Here is a 20,806-nt window from a genome sequence, read left to right as displayed (position 1 = left end):
CGGACCCGTGTGAGAGGCTTGTAGCACTCGGCAATTCGCTGTCGCCGGGTCGTCAGAGAACCCGACTGAGGGGAGACCGGTGCCCGTCACCGACCGCGCCCGCGAGCTCGCGCTGACGGCAGCGCAGGCTGCCGCGGACAAGAAGGCTCAGGACATCGTCATCATCGACGTGGCCGAGCAGCTCTACATCACCGACGCGTTCGTCATCGCGTCGGCGTCCAACGAGCGCCAGGTCGTCGCGATCGTCGACGCCATCGAAGAGGCGCTGCTCAACCTCGAGGAAAAGGCCAAGCCCGTGCGCCGCGAGGGCGAGCGCCAGGGCCGCTGGGTCCTCCTCGACTACGTCGACATCGTCGTCCACATCCAGCACACCGAGGAGCGGGAGTTCTACGCCCTCGACAAGCTGTGGAAGGACTGCCCGACGATCGAGTTCGTCGACCGGGACGCCGCCGCGCCCACCGGGGCGGCATGACCACCACGCGCCTCATCGTCTGGCGGCACGGCAACACGGACTGGAACAGGGACGGTCGCGTCCAGGGCCAGACCGATGTGCCGCTCAACGACCTCGGCCGCCAGCAGGCCGTCGACGCGGCCGAGCTGCTCGTCCGGCTCCGCCCCGACGCGCTCGTCGCCAGCGACCTGACCCGCGCGGCCGACACCGCGGCGGCCCTGGCGGCCCTCACCGGCCTCCCGGTCCGGCCCGACGAGCGCCTCCGCGAGCGCCACTTCGGCTTGTGGCAGGGTTTGACCATGGCCGAGGTCGCCGAGCAGCGCCCCGACGAGCACGCCCGCTGGAAGGCCGGCGAAACGGTCATCGGCGGCGACGTGGAAACCCTCGACGACCTGGGCAAGCGGGTCGCCGAGGGGCTGCAGTCCGCCGCCGACCTCGTCCCCGCGGGCGGCACGGTCGTCGTCGCCACCCACGGCGCCGCGGCTCGTCAAGGTGTCGGGCACCTGCTCGGCTGGGCGCCGGAGATGCTGCGGACGCTGCGTGCGCTGCAGAATTGCCACTGGGCCGAGCTGACGTTCGACGGCTCGCGCGGGTGGCAGCTGGCGGCTTACAACGTGGGCCCGTTCTCGGAGCGCCCGGTGCCGCCGCCGGTCTGACCGCTCGTTACCCGGTGCCCCCGCCGGTCCGACTGCTCGTTACCTGGTGCCGCCGCCGGTCTGACCGGTCGATGCCCGTTCGGGTCGGATCGGCTCCGGTTCTGTCCGACGTCCGCTTGGCCGGTCGTGCCGGTCGCTTGTGCGAGCCGGCGCCGGTCTGGTCAGGCGATGGCCGGGCTCGTCGCCGCTTCGTGGCGCCTGTTCGGTTGGCCCTCGGCGTCGCTTGGCGCCGGGGGCTTCTGCTGTCCGCCGACGAGCGTCTTTCGCGCCGTGATGACGCCGGCGCTTACCCCGCCGTGATGACGACGGCGCTCGCCCGTGCCGTGATGGTGGCGGCGCTTACGCCCGTCGTGATGGTGGCGGCGCTCCACCCGCGCCGTGGTGCTGGCGCTCGCGCGCGCTCGTGATCCTCGTCGTGCCGGGTCTCATTGTTTTTCCACCAGGCGGAACCGCTTCAGGACGGCCGGCGTGTCGTCAGTCACGATGAATCCCGGGTCGCGCAGCCAGCCTCGGTAGTCGGCGCCGTGCCAGTACTCTTCGTGACCGGCGCGCCAGGCGGCGACCGTTTCGTGCCCCTCGCCCTCGTCGCGGGCATGGGCGAGATCGACATCGCCGAGCCGGCTGACCCGCACCTCGGTCACCTCGATGACCGCGACCCGGCGACCGGCCGAGTCGACCACGGCGGATCGAGCACCGACGACCGGCAGCGGTTCCTGATCGCGTTCGTAGTCCTGGAGCAGGCCCGTCGTCGACGTCTTGGTGCCGTCGAGTACCGCCGCGACCAACCTGTCACGCAGCGGGCCGGGAAACGCGAACTGGGTCACGGGCAAGTCGGCGGGCATCGGCCGAGGCTACCGGGTGCGCAGACGTGCCGGCGGCCCCCGCGGCACAGCCGGCCCCCGCTCGCCGTCGCCGTGTCGCACGTGCTCCAACAGCTCGTTCATATCCGCGCCATGGTCAAGGTGGCGATGGGGGACTGCTGCGGGCTGTCCCCGCGCTGCAATGGGGTGACGAGGGACCGCCGCGGTCACGGCGGTGGGGACTGCCGCGATCACATCGCTGGGAAACTGCCGCGTTCAGGGCGGTGGGGACCCGCGGCGGTCACGGCGGTGGGGGATTGCCGCGGGCGACGACGGCGAGGCCGGTGGGGGTGCGGATTGCGGCGAGGTCGCCGTTCTGGTCGGTGCGGAGGACTTTGGCGCCGCCGCGGGACAGGCGGGCCATCAGGGGTGGGTTGGGGTGGCCGTAGTCGTTGTCCGCGCCCACGGAAACCAGGGCGACGGCCGGGTCGACGGCGTCGATGAAGGTGGGGGACTGGTAGGCGGAGCCGTGGTGGGCGACCTTCAGGATGTCGGCGCGGACGGCGGGCGGGCCCAGGCGGTGGAGGAGGTCGTCCTGCTCCTCGGTCTCGGCGTCGCCCGGCAGGAGGATGCGGCGGCCGCTGATCGTGGCCGACAGGACCAGGGAGTTGTTGTTGGGATCGGAGTTGGTGCCGTGGAGGGGCCGGACCGGGCCGAGCACGGTCAGGTCCAGCGGCCCGGCGGTGTAGCGCCAGCCCGGGTGGACGGGCGCCGCCGGGGTGCGGGCGCGGGCGGAGTGCTGCTCGACGGCGGCGCGGCCGGAGGGTGGGTCGGGCCAGCCCGGGGTGGCGACTCCGGCGACGGTGCGGCCGCGGAACACTCCCGCGAGGCCGCCGATGTGGTCGACGTGGAAGTGGCTGACCACGAACAGCAGGACCACCCGCACACCGAGGCGACGCAGGCAAGCGTCGACCGCTTCGGGGTCCGGGCCCGCGTCGATCACCACGGCGCGGCCCTCGGACACGGGCAGCACGACGGCGTCGCCCTGGCCCACCGCGCACGCCACGATGATCCAGCGGGGCGGGGGCCAGCCCGAGCCCAGCAGGCGTACGGGCAACGCGCCCACCATGGCACTCACCGTCACCACTGCGACCAGCCGCCGGACGACCGCGCGCCGCGCCGCCACCAGCAACGCGACCGTGATGCCCGCGAGGAGCAGGGCGCCGGTCACGCCGCCGGGCCACGGCACCGCGCCCGCGGGGACGCCGGCCCCGTGCGTGGCGACCACTACGAGCCACCGCGCGGGCCACTGGCCTATCCACACGGCGAAGTCGGCGCCCTGCGGCCACACGGGCGACACCACGGCGGCGCCCACCCCGAGCAGGGTCGCCGGGGCGATGGCCGGGACGACCAGCAGGTTGGCCGGCACGGCCACCAGGCTCACCGCCCCGGAGATGCCGGCCACCACGGGCCCGCACGCCACCTGAGCCGCCGCCGGCACCGCGAGCGCCTCGGCGGCCCAGCCCGGCCACCGGCGCCGGACGAGCGCGTCCCGCCACTTCGGGGCGAGCAGCAGCAGGCCGCCGGTCGCCAGCACCGACAGCGCGAAGCCGAGGTCGGCCGCCAGCTCGGGATCGACCACGACGAGGACCGCCACGCCGCCCGCCAGCGCCGGGACCGCCGCCCGGGGCCGTCCGCTCGCCAGCCCGATCAGGGCCAGCGCGCCCATGGCCGCCGCCCGCACCACGCTGGGCGACGGCCGGGCCAGCACCACGAAGCCGGCCAGCGCCACCGCACACACCAGCGCGGTCACCACGGGACCGGCTCGCAGCCGCCGTACCAAGGCGACAACCACGCCCAGCAGGATGGCTATGTTCGCCCCGCTGACGGCGGTGAGGTGGGTGAACCCCGTGGCCTGGAAGTTCTCCTCGACCGCCGGGTCCATCCGGCTCGTGTCGCCGACGACCAAGCTGGGCAGCAGGCCACCCACATCGTCCGGCAACGGCTTGCACGCGCGTTGGAGGCCGGCGCGCAGGCTTCCGGCGGCCCGCTGCGCCCACGACGGCCGGCCGTGCAGCTCGGGCGCCGATCGGACCGACAACACGGCCGCGGTCAGGTCACCGCCGCGGGGCGCCAGCAGCCGTCCCGTCGCCAATCCGTGCTGGCCCGGCAACAGCGACTGCCAGGCGGTGCCCGATCCGAGCACGAGCGCCCGGGCGAACAGGGTCACGGCCGGTCCGTCGCCCGGCTGGACGCCGGTGAGCCCGACCGCCACCAGGTACGTCGGCGGCAGCCCCGGCGACCCGTCCAGCGCTCGCGGGTCGTCGCGCACCACGAAGTCCACGCGGACGGTCGCCTCGGCAGCCACCCAGCCCGCCAGCGGCTCGGCGTCCCGGACGGCCACCCTGGCTTCCGTGGCCACGGCGCCGCATCCGGCGCCCAGCAGCACGGCGACGACGATCCACCGGAGGTCTCCGAGGCGGGACGCGACCACAGCGGCGGCAACGAAGGCGGCGGCTCCGAGGGCCACTCCCACCCGCACGGGCAGGTAGAGGCAGGCCAGCGCCGCCATCCAGAGCGCCACGGCGAAACCCGACAGCCGCAGATCCGGGGCCGCCCGCGGGCCGGAGGCGCCGGACGAGGGCGGGCCGGTCATATCGTCACCAGATCCTTGAGCTGCTCCCAGCGGGCGGTGCCGATGCCGTCCACCTGTTGCAGGTCGGTGACGGCCGTGAAGCCACCCCGGGACTCGCGGGCGTCGAGGATGCGCTGGGCCAGGATCGGTCCGACGCCGGGCAGGCCGTCGAGGTCAGTCAGCGTCGCGGTGTTCAGGTTGACCAGGCCGGGTGGCGCGCCGGCGCCGGTCGCGCCCGCGGGTGCGGTGGGAGCGGCACCGGGCGGGGGCGTGACACCGACCATGATGAGCTCGCCGTCGACCACCTTGCGCGCCAGGTTGAGCGGAGCCACGTCGACGCCCGGCTCGGCGCCGCCCGCGGCGGTCAGGGCATCGGCGACCCGGGCGCCGGGCGGCAGCTCGACCAGCCCCGGCTTGCGGACCTTGCCGCCGACGGCCACCACGATCGCCGCACCGGCCGACGCTGCTGGGGCGCCGATCCTCTCCGGCTCGGCACTGGCGCTGCTGCCCGAGACCGCTCCGGTGGCCAGCGGTGGCGGGACGACCTCCACCTGTGGGCGCCCGCGCCACGCGAGGTAAGCCGCCAGCACCACGACGGCGACCGCCACGATCAGCAGCGCCCGCACTCCCCGCCGGCCCGGGTCGAACAGGCTCACGCGCCGCCCGCCCGGACCGTCGAAGGCCCCGGCGGCCGACAGCGCCGGCGGGTCGGCGGCGAAGACCCCGTCGGCGACGGCCCGATGCGCGGGTGGTGACGGCGCCGCCGGGGGAACGTCGTCCGGCCAGCCGGGCACGTCCGGTGGCCACCCGGGCATCGCCTCCGACCAGCCGGGAACCACGTCGGCCCAGGTCAGCGGCTCGTTGTCGGTCGCCCCGGGCACCTCGCCCCGGCGGGCCGGCGCGTCAGCCGCCGCCGCGGGCCGCCCGAGCTCGGTCGTGTCCCACGCATAACCCCGCAGCGGCGGAGCCGCACCGATGTCCTTCTTCGCCTCTCCCACGCCGGCGACCGTAGGGTGCGAGCAGCATCGTCGCCGCCGCCCCTGTGGACAGCGGCCCATTGTGGATAACCCGGGAGTCCCATGAACGCTGTGCTAGCCGACACGACCGCCCAGCTCAGAGCGGTGGGATGTGTCTATGCCGAGGAGGAGGCCGCCATTCTCGTCGAAGCGGCCGCCTCGGCGACCGACCTCCGAGCGCTCATCGCCCGGCGTGCGGCGGGCGAGCCCTTGGAGCAGATCGTCGGGCATGCCGAATTCGACGGCGGGCGGATCGGCCTCCGGCCCGGCGTCTTCGTTCCGAGGGTGCGCAGCCGGCTGCTGGTCCGGGTGGCGGCGACCCACACCCGCCCGGGTCACACCGTCGTCGACCTGTGTTGCGGGTCAGGTGCGCTGGGGCTCGCGCTGCTCCGGCGCGTACCCGGGATCGAAGTGACCGCCGCGGACAGCGACCCTGCCGCAGTGGCCTGTGCCCGCGACAACCTGGGCGCGGATCGGGTGTATCAGGGTGACCTGTTCGCCGCGTTGCCGGACAGTCTCCGCGGGCGGATCAATGTCCTCCTCGCCAACGTGCCGTACGTAGCCAGTGCGCACATCGACTACCTGCCGGCCGAGGCGCGTCTGCACGAGCCGCGCACCGCTCTCGACGGAGGGCCCGACGGCCTCGATGTCTTCCGGGCCGTCGTCGCGGAGGCGGGCGCATGGCTGGCCCCGGACGGCCTGTTGCTGTCCGAGATCACGGAGGCACAGGCTGACACGGCGGTCGAGGCTGTCCGCCGGGCCGGCCTGCGTCCGGGGCTGTCGTACGACGACGAGCTCGAGGCGACGGTGGTGACAGCCACAGGATGAACCGCTAAAGTCGTCGCCCACGACTGGGGGAGCGAACAGAGGGGTCGCGCGTGGGCTTGTTCCGCAGAGCCGCGCGGGCGCGTCTGGCCAGCCGCGTCATCAAGCGTCTGCGCCGGGCCGGTGCGACGGAGGCGCGCTATCACTCGGCGTCCTTCACCGTGCGGTTCGTGCGGCCCGGCGAGGACCAACCCAGTGAGGTACGTCTCGACGAGGTCCCGCGCGGCCGGGTGGATCAATTCGTCGCGGGCTTCCTGCGCGCCCCCGGCCTGCCCGCCACGTGGGCCGAGGCCCGCCCGTTGCTGCGGCCCGTCCTGCGCGGCGCGGCCACTCGGAGCACCGCGCCGCTGTGCCGGCCCGCGTTCCCGTACCTGTCCGAGTTCGTGGTCGTCGATCAGCCGGACACGATGACCTACGTCACCATCACCCACGGCTGGGGCGTCACCGACGATGAGGTCTTCGCGGCCGCGCGCGCCAATCTGTCGGGCGCGAAGCTGCTGGGTGCGGCCACCGAGCCGGTCGTGGTCCAGTTCGTCGACGACGGCGACGCGTACTGGACGTCGCACCTGCTCCTCGACGGCTGGCTGGCCGGGCTCGCCGAACAGGTGGGCGGGCGGCCCGTGGCGTTCGCACCGGAACGGGGGCTGCTCCTGGTCACCGCGGACGGCAGCGCACACGTGGCGGAGCTTTTCGCGCGGTCCGAGAGCATTTACCTGGCGTCACCGCGGGCGATAACCCCGATGGCCTACGCGCCGGACGACAGCGGACGCACGGTTCCGTACGCCGGGGCGCACCACGCGGCGCGCATCCGTCGCGCGGAGGCGGTGCTGTCGTCATGCGAGTACGCGAAGCAGGCGGCCGATCTGCCGGGGGCTGCCGAGATGTTGCTCACGGGCGACGGGCGTACGCGGGCGCTGTGGCCCCAGGACGAGCCGGTGCTGCTGCCGAAGGTGGACGAGGTGCAGCTGGGCGAGCGGGTGGTGGCGTGGGACGAGCTGCTGCCGCATCTGAGCGCCCAGGGGCTCTATCCGGAGCGCTGGCGAGCGGAGTCATTCCCGCCGGTGGACGACGACGCCGGCTAGCCCCGGGCCCACGTGCGCGGCGACCACGGCCCCGATCTCGGCGATGTAGCAGTCGCGCAGCCGGTCACCCAGGCGCATCGTCACCGCGTCGGCCAGCGCCGCGGCCCGGTCGGCGGCGGCGAGATGGTGCACGGCGATGTCGACCTCGCCCAGGCCGGACGCCTCCACGGCCAGGTCGACGAGGCGGGCCAGCGCCCGCCCCGCCGTGCGAACCTTGTCCCGCACCACGATGCCGCCCTCGACCACGTGCAGGATCGGCTTGACCGAGAGGGCGGTGCCGAGCAGTGCCTCGGCCGCCCCGATCCGGCCCCCGCGGCGCAGGAACTCCAGCGTGTCCACGTAGAAGAGCGTGCTGACCTGTGAGGCGTGTCGCGTTGCGGTGTTCCGTACCTCAGCCGGAGATGCCCCCCGGTGGGCCGCCTCCGACGCCGCCAGGGCCGCGAAGCCCAGGCCCATGCCGGTCGTCCCGCTGTCCACGACCTCGACCGCGGGGCCGACCTCGGCGGCGGCGAGCTTGGCGGCGTCGTAGGTGCCCGACAGCTGAGCCGACAAATGCACCGAAACCACGCCGTCGGCGCCCGCGTCGAGCAGCTTCCGGTAGGCCGCCACGAATTGCCCCGGCGCCGGCCGCGACGTGCTCACGGCCACACGCCGCTGACCGAGCGCACGCGCCACCTCGGCCGGTGACACCTCACACCCCTCGAGGCCCTCGTCACCGTTGATGACCACGGTGAGCGGGACGACGGTCAGGTCGTGGGCGTCGTGCAGCTCGGACGGCAGGTACGCGGTGGAGTCGGTGACGACCGCGACGGGCATGCGGCGACGGTAACCGATGACCGCCCGCTCCGCCGACGGCGGATCACTTCGGCCGGATGGCGGTGACCTCGAAGGGCGTACCCTGCATGCAGGTCGTCATCATCCCCGTCGCGACGCGGCCGGTCACGGTGACCGACGCGCCGGCCTTCGCCGCCGACTGCAGCGCCGGGTCCTTGAAGACGAGCAGATGCTTGCCGAGGATCAGGCAGTTGGGCTCGACGCCGGCCTCGATCGTGCCGCTCAGCGTCGTGGTCCCGGCCTCGTCGGCCGGGGCGCTCGGCTCCTGACTGGGCACTCCGGGCTCCTCGCTCGGCCCGGTCGCGCCGGGCGTGGTCGCGCTGGGCACGGCGGCACTCGGCGCGGACGGCGCTCCGGCCTCGTCACCGGTGCCGTTGGCGCACGCGGCGAGCGAGAGCGCCGCGGCAGCGGTCGCCATCACGAGAAAACGTCGCATCATGGTTCCTCTGACGCTACCGGGCGGGGTGCGGTTCCGGTCAGACCCCCATCATTCCGTACGCCGGTCAGCGCTCGCACCGCGCGCGGCTTCTCGTGACGCCCGGCCTGTCGTGGCGCGCAGCTTGTCGTGGCGTGCGGCGTGGCGGTCACTCGTAGCGGCGGGCGGCCGACTGTCGCGAGCGCTGCTGGTCGTCGATGTCGTCGGCCCACTGCCGGGCCGGGCGGGCGCCGTTGTCGATGCCGGGGAGCGCGGGCATAGCAGGGGTGGGGCCTTCGAGGGCGGCTTCCTCGGCGGGCGGGCGGATCCACGCGTCGCGGGCGTGGCGATTGTTCGTGTAGGGGCCGGTGAGGCGGTTCGGCGCCGCCGGAAGGAAGGGCTCGTGCGCCGCGCTTGCGGAGGGAGACCGGTCGTCGGCTCCTGACTCCGGGCCGCTGCTCAACGGCGGCCGGGAGCCTGAGCCCGGGCTGCTGCTCGACGGCGGCTGGGGGCCTGATCCGGGGCTGCTGCTCGACGGCGGCGGGGAGGGGCGGGAGCCCGCGGGGGAGGCCGCGAGCTGACGTTCGAGGACGCCGGCGACCATGTCGTTCAGCTTGACCATCCCGGCCACGGCCGCGGGCAGCACGAGGACACCCCACCAGCTGACCAGCTCGGCGAGGGCCAGCAGGATGCCGAGGGCGACCGTGCCTTCGAGGAAGACGAAGCACAGGAAGCCGCTCGGTGCGACGTGGCGGAGGCGGAGCATGCGGGCGTACATCGGGCGGTGTGCTTTGTCCGCCTCCACCCGCGCCGGGTTGGACGCCGCGGCTGCGCGCGGGCGGCGGGTCGGCGGGGCCTGGACGAGCGCTGCCGGGCGGCCCACAGCTGAGGAGCTTGCCGCCGGGCGGGCCCCGGCCGTCGCGGCGCCGACCGGCTCCGGGGCGGTGGTGGTGCTGCCCCGGTAGACCGCGTCGCGGGTCTGATGGCCCCGACTACTGACGTTGCCCGAGGAGGGAGCGTCCCGGTAGCCCCGGCCGTCGGCATCGCCGGGGAAGGGGCCGCCGAGGTGGTTCCGGCGTCCGGGGTCGGCGGGGTCGGGGCCGCCCGGGTGGCTCTGGCGTCCGGGGTCGGCGGGGTCGGGGCCGCCCGGGTGGCTCTGGCGATCGGGGCCGGCCGGGGCGGGGCTGCCCTGGTAGGCCCAGTCGATCGGGTCGGGCAGGGGCTGGGCGCGCAGGGCTGTCCGGCCGGCGCGGGCTTCCTCGCGGAGCCGGCCGAGGCGGGCTTCGGCGGGCGGGACCTCGGGGCGGGCGGCGTCGCGGAAGCGCATGGCGCGCCCCATGCCGCGTCGTTCGCCGGACTGCCGGTCGGTGGTCACGCCGAAGCGGTCGCTCATGCTGCGCCCGTCGGGCCGGAGCGGGGGCCAGGCGCCCGGGCCCGGAACGTCGTGCGTGTTCCGCCGCTCGGCCGCCCCGGGCGAAGCCGCGTCCGAAGCCGCGGGCGAAGCCGCGTCCGAAGCCGCGGGCGATGCCGCGCCCGATGCCGCGTCCAGAGCCGGGGCGCCGCCGTGCGAGCCCACGTTTCCGCCGCGCGGACCGTCACTTCTGCCGTGCGGGCCGGTGTTGCCGGATGAGGGTTCGCCGGGCGCTTGCGGAGGCAGGTTGCCGCCGCGCGGTGCTGAGGGCAGACTGCGGCCCCAGCTCGGGCTGATCGCGTCGCTCCGGCTTTCGGAGCCGCGGCGGAACCGGCTCACCGGGCACCTCCGGAGTGCCGGGCCCGGGCCACCGCGAACACGGCCTGCTCCAAGGCATAGCCCCTGTCCTCGGAGCCGCCCTTGACCGCGGCGTTGCAGTCGGCGGCGGCTCGCATGGCGTCGACCAGGGCTTCGGGGGTCCAGCCGCGGCTGCGCTCCTGGGCCTTTTGGATCTTCCAGGCGGGCATGCCGAGGGAGCTGGCCATCTGGTAGGGGTTGCCGCGGCCGGCGGAGGCGACGCGGGCGACGGTGCGCACGCCGTCGGCGAGGGCGTCGGCGATCGGGACGGGGTCGACGCCGACGTGGAGGGCCCAGCGGAGGGCCTCGAGGGCGGCGGGGACGTCGCCGATCATGGCGGCGTCGGCGACGGCGAAGCCGCTGACCTCGGCGCGACCCTTGTAGTAGCGGGCGACCACGGCGGCGCTGATCTTGCCGTCGGTGTCGGCGAGGAGCTGGGAGCAGGCCGCGGCGATCTCGCGGAGGTCGGAGCCGACGGCCTGGAGCAGGGCGGACGCCGCGGCCTCGTCACAGCGGCCGCCGTGCCGCCGGAACTCGTCGCGGACGAACGCCGTGCGCTCCCGGTCGTTCTTGAGCTTCATGGCGGGGATCACCGTCGCGCCCGCGGATTTCAGGCCGTCGGCGAAGGCCTTGCCCTTGGCCGCGCCCGGGTGCGTGACGATGAGGGTGACGTCGGGGTCGGGCGCCTTGGCGTAGGCCAGCAGCGCCGTGGTGAGGTCCTTGCGCGCGTCCTGCCCGCTGCGGATCACGAGCACGCGGCGGCCGCCGAACAGCGACGGGCTCAGCATCTCGGCGACCTCGCCCGCGGCGATCTGGCCGGCCTCGTATTCCCGGATGTCGGCGCCGGGGTCGGCGGCCCGCGCGGCCTCGACCGTCGCGGTGACGGCGCGGGCAGCGAGCAACTCCTCGTCGCCGAGGACGAGGACCAGCGGATCGGGCGGCGTGCTGTTCACGACGAAAATCCTCCCACGGGGGTCCGACACTTCCGCCCGGCCGGCCGCTGCCCGGAGCCTGTTGATCGAGGAACGCGAAACCCGACATATCGGTCTTTAGCCATCCCCGCGGCGCGGTAAAGCGGCTCGATCAGGCTGGATGTCTGTTTTACGTGAGAAACGTGACGCGGGGCACATCCGAACCGATCGCCCGGGGTCGAATCGCTCGGTCGGGCTAACCCGGGCGTGTTGCCGCAGTCTTCAAGATCAAATTCAACGGCTTCATGTCCCATGTCCGTCGTGGTCCGGGCCGTCGCTCCCGCGGGCACCGGGCGGGGGCCCAGCATGCGCGGGCCCACGCCCTGCCGGCTGCGTGCGTGGGGCAACCCGTCGTCGCCGCCCGCCGCGCGGACCGGCCGGGCGATGCCGTCGCGATGCGCCGAGCACGCCGCCGGGATGCGCCGAGCACGCCGCCGGTATGCGCCGAGCACGCCGCCGGGAACGACTCAGGCACCGCCGGACGAGTCCAGCGGTGCCTGAGTGTGGTCGGGGACCGGTGTCAGCCCGGGCCGGGCGGATCATCGCTGACGCGATGGGTCCGGACCCGGCGGGCCGACATTGTGCTTCGGCAAGTCACCATGCCGGAGCGCCGACCGGACGCGCCCGATCGGAGGGGGAGGCCTCCCCGCAACGGCCGGCGGCTCGGAAGGAGCGCCGGTGCTGCGGTCGCCTCATGAGGGACCCCACCGAGGGCGACCTGCCTCGTGTCGAGGGCGCCGCCGGGCAGAGGGTGCCTCGGTCGAATCAGGCGGAGAGAGCAGCGACCTTCTTGGCGATGGCCGACTTGCGGTTCGCCGCCTGGTTCTTGTGGATGACGCCCTTGCTGACGGCCTTGTCGAGCTGGCGCGAGGCGTCACGAAGAAGGGCGGTCGCCGTCTCGGTGTTGCCCGCGTCGCTCGCCTCGTGCAGCTTGCGGATCACGGTCTTCAGCGACGACTTGACCGACTTGTTGCGCAGCCGGGCCTTCTCGTTCTGCCGGTTGCGCTTGATCTGGGACTTGATGTTCGCCACGCGACAGCCTTGTCCTGACTAGTTCGGATGATGTACTGAGACTTCTGCGGTGCTCAGAGGTCTGAGGCACCACAACGTCGAAGTGCTCAAAGCGGTGAGCAGCACGCAGGAACGCGCCACCACACGCGACGAACCAATGTATCAGGCCTGATCCGCGCCTCCCAAATCGACCGGGAGCCCGTCAGCCGGCATCGACCGGGGAGCCCGTCAGCCGGCCCAGCCGCGGCGGGCGGCGAGCCAGGCCAGCGCCTGGTGCCCGCTGAACCGCTGGTGCTGACGGCTGTGCGGCGACGCGCTGCTCGGGCCGGCCGCCGCGCGGGTCAGCCAGTAGCCGCCCATGGCCGCGAGGACGCCGTCGACGCCCTCCGGTGGGGCGTCCCAGCCGTCCAGGTAACTGTCGGCGTCCAGGCCGCTCGCGTACGCCGTGACGAGCAGGGTCACCGTGTCGAACCACGCCTCGCCCCGGGCGGGCCACGTCCAGTCGCAGAGCGTGCTCCGCCCGTACCTGTCAATCATGATGTTGTCGATCCGCAGGTCGCCGTGCAGCATGCCCGGACCGTCGACCAGCCCGGGCAGGGTCTCCTCGAGCGCCGCCAGGTCGTCCAGCCGGTCGGCGGCCCAGGCCGGTGCCGGGGGGATCGGCTCGAGACCGTTCATGATCTGGGTCCACCATGACAGCTCGCCCCGGATGATCCCGGCGAGCGGCGGCGCGTCGATGCCCGCGGGCGGCCGGCGCAGGGCCGTGGCGGCGACCTTCCACGCGTGCAGGGCCGACCGCAGTTCGTCCGGATGCCAAGGCAGCGCCGGTACGCGCCCCTCCACCGCGGTCAGGCACAGCACGAACCATCCCGCCGCGTCGAGCGTCCAGCGCGGCCGGGCGGCGGGCACCTCGGGGGGCAAGGCGGCTGTGACGGTCGCCTCATGGGCGTACCAGTCGGAAGTCGGATCTTGGTGGGGTGCGGCCTTGAGGAAGACCCGCTCGCCCGACCCGGTCTCGACCACCGCGGCGAAAGCCCTGGTGAAACCGCCTCCGGCCGGCGTCGCGACGCGGACCGGCGAGCCCAGTCTCCGGTCGATCGCGGCCCGCACCTCGGGCGGCAGATCCGACCAATTCGGGCGTACGGCCGTGGCGCCGTAAGGGACCTCGGGAAGCTCAACCGGGCGCATGTCCCCATCCTGCCTTCCCGGTTTTGTCGTACCCGCCTGGCAAGCTCTCGGCCATGAGAACGGACGAATTCTGGGCGGTCATCGACCGGGCGACCGCCGACCGGCCGGGTTCGCCCGGCGAAGTGGCCAAGCGCGCCGTCGCGGAGCTCGCCGCCCGCGACCCCGACGAGATCGTCGCCTGGGGCCGCCACCTGGACAAAGTCCTCACCGCCTCGGGCAAGGAGGACCTCTGGGCCGCGGCCTATCTGATCAACGGCGGGTGCTCCGAGGAGGGCTTCGACAACTTCCGCGGCTGGCTCATCGCCAACGGCCGCGAGGTGCTCGCCGGGGCGGTCCGCGACCCCGACTCCCTGGCCGGCCTGGCCTCGGTCAAGGCCGCCGCCACGACGGGCGCCGTCTTCGAGGCGGAGGAGGTCCTGACCATCGCCCCCGAGGCTTATCAGCAGGCCACGGGCGAGGAGTTCCCGGCCAGTGACACGCCGCCGGGGCGGCCGGACCCGGCGATGCTCTGGGACTTCGACGACGAGGACGAGATGGGCCGGCGGCTGCCGCGGTTGTCGTCGCTGTTCCTGCTGCCGCCGGACTGAGTCGGGCTTCCGACAGCCACTCGTCCGGGCGCTGCGCAGCCGCCTCGGCAGTGGGGTGGCGAGCCGGTCGAGGCGGGCGCGGCCATGGCGTCGGTGCTCCTCCCCGCCGGGTGACGGCCCCACGCCGCCGAATGACGGGCCACGCGCGGCTGCCGGTCGCGCCACGGGGTGGGAAAGGCGGTCGACCGGGGCAGCGGGGTGGTGTGGGCTGGGCGCGTCGGTGGCGGGTTGCGCGGGAGGGCGGTGCGATGACTCGGGGTCTGGTCGCGGCGGTGAGCTGCAACGGGGCTTACACGTTCAGCAAGGCGGGGCGCGGGGGGATCGAGCTGGTGCCGGGCTGGGGCGTGCGCGGGGACGTGCATGCCGGGGTGACGGTGCGGCACCGTTCCCGGGTGGCGGCCGATCCGGAGCAGCCCAATCTGCGTCAGGTGCATCTGATGCACCGGGAGTTGTTCGACGAGGTGGGCGCCAAGGGCTACGCGGTGCCGGCGGGCGGGCTGGGGGAGAACGTCACGACGTCCGGGCTCGATCTGCTCGGGCTGCCGTGCGGCACGATCCTGCGCTTCGGCCCGGTGCCCGCGACGACGCCGGACGGGCCTGGCGAGCGGCGGCCGGGCGGGCCTGGGGAGCCGGTCGGCCACGCGCGGGCCCGGGTTCGGGCCGCTGCGGATGATCGGGAGGTCCCCGGGGACGGGAGTGCGCTCGATGTCGTTGCGGCCGCGCGGCGGACGATCGTGAACGCCGGACTGAGTGATGTGGCCGACGTGCTCGAGGGCGTGGTGCGGGCGGAGCTCGGGTGCGGGGAGTCCGACGGGCGGGCGGCGGTCGTGGTGACGGGGCTGCGGAACCCGTGTGCGCAGATCAACAGGTTCCGGCGGGGGCTGCTGAAGGAGGTGCTCGGCCGGGGCGAGGACGGGCGGCTGGTGCGGCGGGCCGGGATCATGGCGGTCGTGCTGCGGGGCGGGATTGTCGGGCCGGGGGCCGAGGTGGTGGCCGAGTTTCCGGCAGGGGCTCATCGGCCGCTGGACTGGGTGTGACCGAGACGTGGGACCATGGGAGAGGCGGCCGCATCGTGCCGGCCGCCGGAGATGCCCCTGACTTGCTCGAGAACGGACGAACGTGCCTGGACCGCTCGACCCCGGCGTGAACATCATCGGAGCGACCGATCCGCGTCGCATCCGGAACTTCTGCATCATCGCGCACATCGACCACGGCAAGTCGACGCTGGCCGACCGGATGCTGCAGATCACCGGCGTGGTCGATCCGCGGCAGATGCGCGCGCAATATCTCGACCGCATGGACATCGAGCGCGAGCGTGGCATCACGATCAAGAGCCAGGCCGTGCGCATGCCGTGGGAGGTGCGCCAGGGCGAGCGGGCCGGCGAGTCGGCGGTGCTCAACATGATCGACACCCCGGGGCACGTCGACTTCACGTACGAGGTCTCCCGCAGTCTCGCCGCGTGCGAGGGCGCGATCCTGCTGGTCGACGCGGCGCAGGGGATCGAGGCGCAGACCCTGGCCAACCTCTATCTGGCCATGGAGAACGACCTCCACATCATCCCGGTGCTCAACAAGATCGACCTGCCGGCCGCCCAGCCCGAGAAGTACGCCGAGGAGCTCGCGAAGCTCATCGGCTGCGAGCCGTCCGATGTGCTCAAGGTCTCGGGCAAGACCGGCGCGGGCGTGGAGCACCTGCTCGACGAGATCGTGCGGCAGTTCCAGCCGCCGGTGGGTGACGCGGACGCGCCGGCCCGGGCCATGATCTTCGACTCCGTGTACGACGTCTACCGCGGCGTGGTCACGTACGTCCGGGTGATCGACGGTCGCATCGAGGCGCGCGACCGGATCAAGATGATGTCCACCGGGGCCGTGCACGAGCTGCTCGAGATCGGCGTCGTGTCGCCCGAGATGGAGAAGGCCGGGGCGCTCGGCGTCGGCGAGGTCGGCTACATGATCACCGGCGTGAAGGACGTGCGGCAGTCCCGCGTCGGCGACACGGTCACCGGCAACAACCGGCCGGCCACCGAGCCGCTCGGAGGCTACAAGGACCCGCGGCCGATGGTCTACTCCGGGCTCTATCCGATCGACGGCTCCGACTATCCGGCGCTGCGCGACGCGCTCGACAAGCTCAAGCTCAATGACGCCGCCCTGGTCTACGAGCCGGAGACGTCCACGGCGCTGGGCTTCGGCTTCCGCTGCGGCTTCCTCGGCCTGCTCCACCTCGAGATCATCAGCGAGCGGCTCGAGCGCGAGTTCAACCTCGACCTCATCTCCACCGCCCCGAACGTGATCTATCAGGTCATCGCCGAGGACATGACCGAGCACACGGTGACCAACCCGAGCGAGTTCCCGGCCGGCAAGATCGCCGAGATCCGCGAGCCCGTGGTGCGCGCCACCGTGCTGGTGCCCAACGACTACGTCGGCGCGGTCATGGAGTTGTGCCAGAGCCGGCGCGGCACGCTGCTCGGCATGGAGTACCTGAGCTCCGAGCGGGTCGAGCTGCGCTACACGCTGCCCCTCGCGGAGATCATCTACGACTTCTTCGACCAGCTGAAGAGCAAGACCAAGGGCTACGCGTCGCTCGACTACGAGCCCTCCGGCGAGCAGGTGGCCGAGCTGGTCAAGGTGGACATCCTGCTGCACGGCGAGCCGGTCGACGCGTTCAGCGCGATCGTCCACAAGGACAAGGCCTACGCGTACGGCGTGAGCATGGCCTCCAAGCTGCAGAAGCTGATCCCGCGCCAGCAGTACGAGGTGCCGATCCAGGCGGCGATCGGCAGCCGCATCATCGCCCGCGAGACGATCCGCGCGATCCGCAAGGACGTGCTCGCCAAGTGCTACGGCGGTGACATCAGCCGGAAGCGCAAGCTGCTCGAGAAGCAGAAGGAAGGCAAGAAGCGGATGAAGATGGTCGGCCGGGTCGAGGTGCCGCAGGAGGCCTTCATCGCCGCGCTGTCGACGTCGGACGCCGTGGACGCCAAGGCCGCCAAGAAGTAGGCCGCCGCACCAAGCCGGAAAGAGACGCCCGGGCCCCGCCGCGAGAACGGTGGGACCCGGGCGTCGCTGTCTCCGAAACGGGCGGCGGAAGGCGGGCGGCGGAAGGCGGGCGGCCGGAGGCGGGCGATGGGAAAGGGCAGGGCGGGCGGCGGAAAAGCGAGGGCGGGCGGGGAGGGCCGAAGGCGGCGGCGGACATCGTGTGAGGTGGTTAACCGAGGTTGCCCGCCGGAACGGGTTTGCGGACGGCGGGTACCGCGCCCGGGGGAGGCCCGGCCGGCGCCCGGGGAAGGCGCCGGAGGAAATTTTTGCCGTGGGACCGCTCCCACGAAGGTCCGCTGAGCTGCTCTTTTGCCTGGTGAGGGGGGTGCGGCGGGGAAATTCTGCGAGTTGCCTGGCAATTTCGCGGTTTGGCTTTCGAGGGCGTCGGGAACTTGCTTGGTCGACGGACGCAACGAATGCTCCACCCCCGAGGAGGAACCACCAATGACTGTCGCCGGTATCGTCTCCGCGCTCATCGTCGGTCTCATCATCGGCGCCCTGGGCCGCCTTGTCGTCCCGGGCAAGCAGAACATCCCGATCTGGCTGACGCTGGTGATCGGTGTTGTCGCCGCGCTGCTGGGCACCGTTCTGGCCCGCGCCTTCGGCGTCGCCGACACCAACGGCATCGACTGGACCGAGATCCTGTTCCAGGTCGTGCTGGCCGCGATCGGTGTGGCCCTGGTCGCCGGCGTCGGTGGCCGTCGCCGCTACAGCCGCCGCTGACCCCCGGGCCCGCACGGGGAGGCGCTGAGCTTCCCCGCCGGGCCTGACCGGAGGACCTCTCGGGGTCCGATGGAGCAGCCGCCAGGAACGCCGGATCCCCCAGGGGTCCGGCGTTCTTGCGTGTCCCTCCAAGAAGCGCGCGCCGGGGAGGCCGCGAGAAGCGCCCGCCGAGGAAAGTGCAAGGAGCGCGCGCTGAGGAAAGCGCCCAAACGCGGCTCAGTACCGGAACTTGTGCTGAGCACTCCGCCGGTTGACCCACGCCGGCAGCGTGTCGACATTGCCCACGCGCGGCAGCTGCTCGACCGGATCGTGCGAGCTGGTCACGTCCCGTAGCGTCAGCACATAGCCGCGGACGAGCCGATCGTCGCGCAGGTCCCGGTACGTCGCCTCGACCAGCACCTGCGTCTGGTCGCCCCGCTGCAACGAGCAGTGCAGGACACCGTCGCCGGCTTCGCGGAGCGCGCGCCCCACGCGGGCGCTGTCGTCCGGGTGCACCAGATCGACGAAGGTGGCGGACGGCGCGAAGTCCTCCGTGCCGAGCAGAGTGTGGAGCGCCGGGCTCGCGTACCGGATGACGTGGTCCTCGTCCACGACCAGCATGAGCTCGGCGGTGTTGCGGACGACCGCGCGCAGGTAGAGATCGCTGTCGCGGCGGCCCACCGCCTCGACCAGGGTGATCCGGTCGAGGGCGAGGGCGGCCTGCCCGGCCAGCACCTCGAGCGCGTCGCGGGCGGCTTCCAGCGGCTCGCGGCGGCCGGTGATGAGCAGGGCGCCGCCGTGCGGGCGGGCCACGGCGAGCGGCTCGAGCCAGAGCGGGCAGACCAGCGTGCCGGGGCCGATCCACCAGCTTCGCGTACGCGTCCCCGCCGGCGCCGCGGGCAACGTCAGCCGCCGGTCGTCGGGCGCGAAGTCGACGCCCGTGATCTCGGACGCGGGCAGCAGCTGGGCCACCGCCCCGCGGACCGCGTGATCGACGGCCGGGGCGTCGACGGCCGCGACCAGGGCGGCGCTGGCCTCGCGGAGCACCCGTTCGCGGCGGAGGGCCTGCTGGCTCAGCGCGACCGAGTCGGCGAGCCGGGTGAACGTGAGGACCAGGGTGAGCGCGCCGGTGACCGCGATGACCACGCCGTCGGTGACCGTGCCGGTGACCGCCTCGACGAGCAGGACGATCGGCGGTGTGGCGACCGATATGCCCAGGACCGCGGCCCAGCGCCCCTGCCACGGGGCCGGCCGCACCGGTACGGGCGACGTCAGCCGCGTCATCGACGGGTGCAACGCCGCGGCGCCCCACGCCAGGTACAGCACCATGTAGCCGGCCTCGGTCCACCACGCGGCGTGGAGCCCGTACGCGATGTCGCTGGAGAGCATGCCGCCCGCGCCGGCGCACAGCAGCACCGCCGACCACGTGAACCAGGTCGCGATGATCAGCCGGATCGTCACGCCGACCAGCAGCAGCGCGCCGATCACGTCCGCGGCGGAGATGTCGCCGGCCTGGCCGATGTCGCCGATCACGAACACCCAGACCAGCAGCAGCACCGCGCAGCCGAGGGCGAGCAGGTCGATGAGCCGGGCGCGGTCGGTGAGCACCGAGCCGAACCGGGTGAACTGCATGACCGTGAGCCCGATGAAGACGAACATCGACAGGTAGACGGCGTCGGCGACCGGCATCATGTCGAAGGCGTAGAAGACGTCGCCGATCGCCAGGCAGGTCACCGAGGCGGCGAGCAGCAGCCACGGGGCCACCCGCGCCGGCCGGTGCCGGCTCACCCCCACGACGATGGCGCCTACGCTCACGGCTCCGAAGAGGATCCATTCCAAGGCGTGGAGCACGAATAACTAGTACCAGGGAGGTTGCTGTCTGTCCATGTCCATGTATACGTAGCGCAACCCGCACTCCGGGTCAGGGATAGACCTCGGCCACTACGGTTTCCGGGCCGACCCGGCGGTCCCCGGTCACCGGCTGCCACTTGCCGTCCGGCGCGTCCCACTCGAGATCGGCGAAACGTACCCGTTCGAGTCCGGTGGTCTTGGCGTGCGCCACGAGCCAGTGCGCGTAGCGCCAGCCCTTCTCCGGGTCGCCGGCGGTCACCCGCAGCTCGGTGGCCTGCGTGGCCTTGATGCCCCAGTCCAGCTTGAGGCCCTCGGTCAGGGCGGCGGCCGCCGCGGCTCCCCGCAGGGCCGGCTCGCCGGTGACGGTGCACTCCACCGCGCCCGTCGCGCGCCCGGTCAGCGCCCGGGCCAGCACGGCGGCCTCGTCGGCCCATTTCTCGTACGCGTTGGGGTAGGCCGACCGCTGCACCTTCTGCGCCGCGTCGGTGACCCGCATGTCCTCCCAGCCCTTGACCTTCTTGAGGGCGGCGTAGAACTTGCGGGCCGCGTACCGCGGGTCCTGGATCTTCTCCGGCGTGCCCCAGCCCTGGCTGGGCCGCTGCTGGAAGAGGCCGAGCGAGTCGCGGTCGCCGTCCTCCAGGTTCTCCAGCTTCGACTCCTGCAGGGCCGTGGCGAGCGCGATGACGACCGCCCGCTCGGGCATCTTGCGCCGCACGCCGACGGCGGAGATCGTCGCCGCGTTGGCCATCTGCACGGTGTCGAGGGTCACCTGGCCGTCGGCCCGCACCGTGCACTCGGGCCCGATCAGCGGCAGCTTGATCCCGCCGCTGAACGACTGCGCCACCACGAAGCCGAGGGCGCCGAGGACGACGAGCACCGCCGCCACCGCCACCGGCTTCTTCACTCACACCTCCGCACGTTCCCGACAAGGCTAGGGCACGTCTGGCGGATCACGACGGCCTGCGGCGGACCCAGCTT

At 73.2% G+C, this 20,806-nt stretch carries 19 protein-coding genes; 8 read left to right on the top strand and 11 right to left on the bottom strand.

Going from position 1 to position 20,806, the window contains the following annotated elements; all coding sequences use genetic code 11:
• Positions 1 to 79: 79 nt before the first annotated feature.
• Positions 80 to 472 carry a ribosome silencing factor gene (rsfS, locus tag RAN62_RS33440; RefSeq protein ID WP_305788828.1) on the top strand — a complete coding sequence of 131 codons (393 nt, stop codon included), beginning with the start codon at positions 80 to 82 and terminating at the stop codon, positions 470 to 472.
• Positions 469 to 1,107 (top strand): histidine phosphatase family protein, encoded by a 639-nt coding sequence (locus tag RAN62_RS33435; protein WP_305788827.1) that lies wholly within the window; start codon positions 469 to 471, stop codon positions 1,105 to 1,107. The genes rsfS and RAN62_RS33435 overlap by 4 nt, the downstream gene beginning before the upstream one ends.
• Before the next feature lie 425 nt (positions 1,108 to 1,532).
• On the opposite strand, the gene RAN62_RS33430 is transcribed toward RAN62_RS33435, so the two are convergent.
• From RAN62_RS33430 to RAN62_RS33420, 3 genes are all read right to left on the bottom strand, one after another.
• A complete protein-coding gene (locus RAN62_RS33430) occupies positions 1,533 to 1,949 on the bottom strand; it encodes an ASCH domain-containing protein (protein WP_305788826.1) in 417 nt (138 codons plus the stop codon).
• Positions 1,950 to 2,208: 259 nt separating this feature from the next.
• Positions 2,209 to 4,563: a ComEC/Rec2 family competence protein gene (locus tag RAN62_RS33425; RefSeq protein ID WP_305788825.1), complete on the bottom strand. Its 2,355-nt coding sequence runs from the start codon at positions 4,561 to 4,563 to the stop codon at positions 2,209 to 2,211.
• On the bottom strand, positions 4,560 to 5,357 hold the full coding sequence (locus RAN62_RS33420) for a ComEA family DNA-binding protein (protein ID WP_305788858.1): 798 nt from the start codon (positions 5,355 to 5,357) through the stop codon (positions 4,560 to 4,562). The genes RAN62_RS33425 and RAN62_RS33420 overlap by 4 nt, the downstream gene beginning before the upstream one ends.
• A gap of 264 nt (positions 5,358 to 5,621) precedes the next feature.
• Here RAN62_RS33420 and RAN62_RS33415 point away from each other — a divergent pair, with 264 nt between their 5' ends.
• Together RAN62_RS33415 and RAN62_RS33410 are read left to right on the top strand one after the other, a co-directional pair.
• On the top strand, positions 5,622 to 6,386 hold the full coding sequence (locus RAN62_RS33415; RefSeq protein ID WP_305788824.1) for a putative protein N(5)-glutamine methyltransferase: 765 nt from the start codon (positions 5,622 to 5,624) through the stop codon (positions 6,384 to 6,386).
• Positions 6,387 to 6,436: 50 nt separating this feature from the next.
• On the top strand, positions 6,437 to 7,465 hold the full coding sequence (locus RAN62_RS33410; RefSeq protein ID WP_305788823.1) for a DUF1444 domain-containing protein: 1,029 nt from the start codon (positions 6,437 to 6,439) through the stop codon (positions 7,463 to 7,465).
• On the opposite strand, the gene RAN62_RS33405 is transcribed toward RAN62_RS33410, so the two are convergent.
• From RAN62_RS33405 to RAN62_RS33380, 6 genes are all read right to left on the bottom strand, one after another.
• Positions 7,433 to 8,281 carry a DegV family protein gene (locus RAN62_RS33405; protein ID WP_305788822.1) on the bottom strand — a complete coding sequence of 283 codons (849 nt, stop codon included), beginning with the start codon at positions 8,279 to 8,281 and terminating at the stop codon, positions 7,433 to 7,435. The two genes, RAN62_RS33410 and RAN62_RS33405, sit on opposite strands and share 33 nt — an antisense overlap.
• A 43-nt stretch (positions 8,282 to 8,324) precedes the next feature.
• Complete coding sequence (locus RAN62_RS33400; protein WP_305788821.1) at positions 8,325 to 8,735, bottom strand: hypothetical protein; 411 nt, start codon at positions 8,733 to 8,735, stop codon at positions 8,325 to 8,327.
• A 148-nt stretch (positions 8,736 to 8,883) separates the two neighbouring features.
• Entirely contained in the window at positions 8,884 to 10,107 is a 1,224-nt protein-coding gene (locus RAN62_RS41285; protein WP_369077222.1) for a hypothetical protein, read from the bottom strand.
• Positions 10,108 to 10,460: 353 nt separating this feature from the next.
• On the bottom strand, positions 10,461 to 11,435 hold the full coding sequence (holA, locus tag RAN62_RS33390; RefSeq protein ID WP_438874584.1) for a DNA polymerase III subunit delta: 975 nt from the start codon (positions 11,433 to 11,435) through the stop codon (positions 10,461 to 10,463).
• Positions 11,436 to 12,218: 783 nt separating this feature from the next.
• A complete protein-coding gene (rpsT, locus tag RAN62_RS33385) occupies positions 12,219 to 12,485 on the bottom strand; it encodes a 30S ribosomal protein S20 (protein WP_305788820.1) in 267 nt (88 codons plus the stop codon).
• 207 nt (positions 12,486 to 12,692) lie between these two features.
• On the bottom strand, positions 12,693 to 13,652 hold the full coding sequence (locus RAN62_RS33380; protein WP_305788819.1) for a phosphotransferase family protein: 960 nt from the start codon (positions 13,650 to 13,652) through the stop codon (positions 12,693 to 12,695).
• A 53-nt stretch (positions 13,653 to 13,705) separates the two neighbouring features.
• Between RAN62_RS33380 and RAN62_RS33375 the strand changes: the two genes are divergently transcribed.
• From RAN62_RS33375 to RAN62_RS33360, 4 genes are all read left to right on the top strand, one after another.
• Positions 13,706 to 14,239, top strand: a complete 534-nt coding sequence (locus RAN62_RS33375; RefSeq protein WP_305788818.1) for a DUF4240 domain-containing protein — start codon at positions 13,706 to 13,708, stop codon at positions 14,237 to 14,239.
• A gap of 248 nt (positions 14,240 to 14,487) precedes the next feature.
• Complete coding sequence (locus tag RAN62_RS33370) at positions 14,488 to 15,276, top strand: MOSC domain-containing protein (protein ID WP_305788817.1); 789 nt, start codon at positions 14,488 to 14,490, stop codon at positions 15,274 to 15,276.
• An 82-nt stretch (positions 15,277 to 15,358) separates the two neighbouring features.
• Positions 15,359 to 17,236 (top strand): translation elongation factor 4, encoded by a 1,878-nt coding sequence (gene lepA, locus RAN62_RS33365; protein ID WP_305788816.1) that lies wholly within the window; start codon positions 15,359 to 15,361, stop codon positions 17,234 to 17,236.
• A 483-nt stretch (positions 17,237 to 17,719) separates the two neighbouring features.
• Positions 17,720 to 17,998: a GlsB/YeaQ/YmgE family stress response membrane protein gene (locus tag RAN62_RS33360; protein WP_305788815.1), complete on the top strand. Its 279-nt coding sequence runs from the start codon at positions 17,720 to 17,722 to the stop codon at positions 17,996 to 17,998.
• 216 nt (positions 17,999 to 18,214) lie between these two features.
• Here the strand turns inward: RAN62_RS33360 and RAN62_RS33355 are convergent, their stop codons facing one another.
• Positions 18,215 to 19,792 (bottom strand): PAS domain-containing protein, encoded by a 1,578-nt coding sequence (locus RAN62_RS33355; RefSeq protein WP_305788814.1) that lies wholly within the window; start codon positions 19,790 to 19,792, stop codon positions 18,215 to 18,217.
• A gap of 106 nt (positions 19,793 to 19,898) precedes the next feature.
• Positions 19,899 to 20,732, bottom strand: coding sequence for a hypothetical protein (locus RAN62_RS33350; protein ID WP_305788813.1), 834 nt, complete (start codon positions 20,730 to 20,732; stop codon positions 19,899 to 19,901).
• Positions 20,733 to 20,806 lie beyond the last annotated feature (74 nt).

The sequence above is a fragment of the Symbioplanes lichenis genome (genome assembly GCF_030709675.1).
In the GTDB taxonomy this organism is placed as follows: domain Bacteria; phylum Actinomycetota; class Actinomycetes; order Mycobacteriales; family Micromonosporaceae; genus Actinoplanes; species Actinoplanes lichenis.
Note: the sequence above shows the minus strand (reverse complement) of the source record. Positions and strands in the feature narration are given on the sequence as shown.

What these genes read in the sequence shown, in the direction of transcription:
- RAN62_RS33435 (WP_305788827.1), top strand. Translation starts at nt 469, where the DNA reads ATGACCACCACGCGCCTCATCGTCTGGCGGCACGGCAACACGGACTGG.
- RAN62_RS33430 (WP_305788826.1), bottom strand. Translation starts at nt 1,949, where the DNA reads ATGCCCGCCGACTTGCCCGTGACCCAGTTCGCGTTTCCCGGCCCGCTG.
- RAN62_RS33425 (WP_305788825.1), bottom strand. Translation starts at nt 4,563, where the DNA reads ATGACCGGCCCGCCCTCGTCCGGCGCCTCCGGCCCGCGGGCGGCCCCG.
- RAN62_RS33420 (WP_305788858.1), bottom strand. Translation starts at nt 5,357, where the DNA reads ATGCCCGGGTGGCCACCGGACGTGCCCGGCTGGCCGGACGACGTTCCC.
- RAN62_RS33415 (WP_305788824.1), top strand. Translation starts at nt 5,622, where the DNA reads ATGAACGCTGTGCTAGCCGACACGACCGCCCAGCTCAGAGCGGTGGGA.
- RAN62_RS33405 (WP_305788822.1), bottom strand. Translation starts at nt 8,281, where the DNA reads ATGCCCGTCGCGGTCGTCACCGACTCCACCGCGTACCTGCCGTCCGAG.
- RAN62_RS33400 (WP_305788821.1), bottom strand. Translation starts at nt 8,735, where the DNA reads ATGCGACGTTTTCTCGTGATGGCGACCGCTGCCGCGGCGCTCTCGCTC.
- RAN62_RS41285 (WP_369077222.1), bottom strand. Translation starts at nt 10,107, where the DNA reads ATGAGCGACCGCTTCGGCGTGACCACCGACCGGCAGTCCGGCGAACGA.
- RAN62_RS33380 (WP_305788819.1), bottom strand. Translation starts at nt 13,652, where the DNA reads ATGCGCCCGGTTGAGCTTCCCGAGGTCCCTTACGGCGCCACGGCCGTA.
- RAN62_RS33375 (WP_305788818.1), top strand. Translation starts at nt 13,706, where the DNA reads ATGAGAACGGACGAATTCTGGGCGGTCATCGACCGGGCGACCGCCGAC.
- RAN62_RS33370 (WP_305788817.1), top strand. Translation starts at nt 14,488, where the DNA reads ATGACTCGGGGTCTGGTCGCGGCGGTGAGCTGCAACGGGGCTTACACG.
- RAN62_RS33360 (WP_305788815.1), top strand. Translation starts at nt 17,720, where the DNA reads ATGACTGTCGCCGGTATCGTCTCCGCGCTCATCGTCGGTCTCATCATC.